3 protein-coding genes are annotated in these 1,645 nt (G+C 59.9%); 2 read left to right on the forward strand and 1 reads right to left on the reverse strand.

What is annotated here, in order from left to right; genetic code table 11:
• Positions 1-148: 148 nt before the first annotated feature.
• Entirely contained in the window at positions 149-265 is a 117-nt protein-coding gene (locus CFB82_RS43025; RefSeq protein WP_218829110.1) for a transposase domain-containing protein, read from the forward strand.
• 58 nt (positions 266-323) lie between these two features.
• On the opposite strand, the gene CFB82_RS41490 is transcribed toward CFB82_RS43025, so the two are convergent.
• Positions 324-1,043, reverse strand: coding sequence for an autoinducer binding domain-containing protein (locus tag CFB82_RS41490; RefSeq protein WP_089487959.1), 720 nt, complete (start codon positions 1,041-1,043; stop codon positions 324-326).
• A 237-nt stretch (positions 1,044-1,280) separates the two neighbouring features.
• Between CFB82_RS41490 and CFB82_RS43840 the strand changes: the two genes are divergently transcribed.
• Positions 1,281-1,645 (forward strand): hypothetical protein (locus CFB82_RS43840; RefSeq protein WP_218829109.1); only part of this gene is annotated, 365 nt, incomplete at its 3' end.

A 1,645-nucleotide genomic window follows, 5' to 3' on the forward strand; every position in this document is an offset into this window, starting at 1 on the left:
GAATCAAGGCGGCTTCGGAAGAAATCGTCGGTCATGTCGGTGCGCTCCAGCTCCCAGGTTTTAAATCAGATCGATATTCGCTCTGGGAGTTCGCAGCACATCCGACTCCCTGCAATCCCTTGCCGGGCTTGGTCCCACTATGTTTTGCATGTCCGACTATCTCGTCGACCTGTTCAAGGCGCTGCCACTCGCGCAGACGGCTGACGACTACGAAGCACTGTTGCCGTGGAAGCTCGGCAAACCCCTCCGAAAACCGAAGGCATGATCGCTAACTGATCTGACGCGATGCCGCAAGGGGCGGGTTCGCTGACCGCTTACGGCTATCAAGGTGCTTCGATGAGCCCGGCCGAGATCGCCTTGGCGACCGCCTGGACCTTGTTGGTCGCGCCGAGCTTCTCGAGGATGTTGTTCACGTGGAAGTTGGCCGTACGCTCCGAGATGCTAAGGATCTGGCCGATTTCGCACGCGGTCTTGCCCTCGGCCGTCCAGCACAGCACCTCGCGCTCGCGCGCGGTCAGCGTGACGCTTGCCGAGGGTGACAGCTTCGGCACCATGAAGCGGCTCATCAGCGAATGCGACAGGTTCGCGAGCCAGTTGGTCTGCAGCGTCAGCGTGTTGATCTCGGCCGGCGTCAGCCGATCGGCATAGCGGGCGATGCTCAGCAGGCCGAACGCGCCGCGGGCCGCCCAGCTCGATTGCGCGACGCCCATCGACAGCCCGAAATCGCGCGCGTCCTGCCACAGCGGGCACGGATCGATCCGGTCGACGTCCGGCCAGAGGATCATGTTGGTGCTGAGTGAGCCGTCGCGAACCGTCGAATCGATCGCGATATAGTTCTGCGCCTGGTAGTGTGCCATCCAGCCGTCCGGATAGGTATTGAAGATGGCGACCGCCGGCTTCGAAACGGGCAGCGGTACGCGGATGCCGTAACAGCAGTATTCGAATCCCAGCCGCTTGGAATAGGCGGCGATCCGCTGAAAGAGTTGCTGCTCGTCTTCCGCGGCGCTGAATTGTTGGTAGGCATCCTGCCAGCGCAGTTCCATTCTTTCTCCGACAATGTCACGCTGTCGTACTTGTCAAATTCCAGCACCCGTTCGAGGCTGATACATTCCGCGCATGACCTCACCCTTGCCGTGCTGTCATTTCCGGATGGGACGCGCTCATTTCATTGCTTAGAACTATTTGGTGCATTCGTTGTAACACTTACGTGTTCGATCGTCACCTGCCTGGGACGGCGGCAATACGGATACCGGCCGATCTGTCCATTGGTACACCGGCGGGTGAACGTAAAGGCGGCGGATATAGCCATCGATCACAAGCCGGTGAATCCGAATGTATACCTGTCCCAAATTCAGGGCGGTGCCCTCTGCAATCTGGAGTGCAGTCACGCCGACGCCGCGGCCTGTTGCGGTTCTCAAGAATTCGCAAATCTTCCAACTCGTTTCGTCCACGACGAATTCATCCTTGCATCAACTTGTGTGCCGGTTCAGGGCAAGCGCCTGGCATGTGCCGAAGGTGGGGGGGCGATCGCGGCCCCTTGCCATGGCGACTGGTCATGCGTGGTCGTCGTCGAGTTCGAACAGCGCGCGATCAACCGGACGGGACAGCGCGTCATCCATCATTTGTCGGAAATCCGCGGCATCCC

Source organism: Burkholderia sp. HI2714 (assembly GCF_002223085.1).
Classification (GTDB): domain Bacteria; phylum Pseudomonadota; class Gammaproteobacteria; order Burkholderiales; family Burkholderiaceae; genus Burkholderia; species Burkholderia lata_D.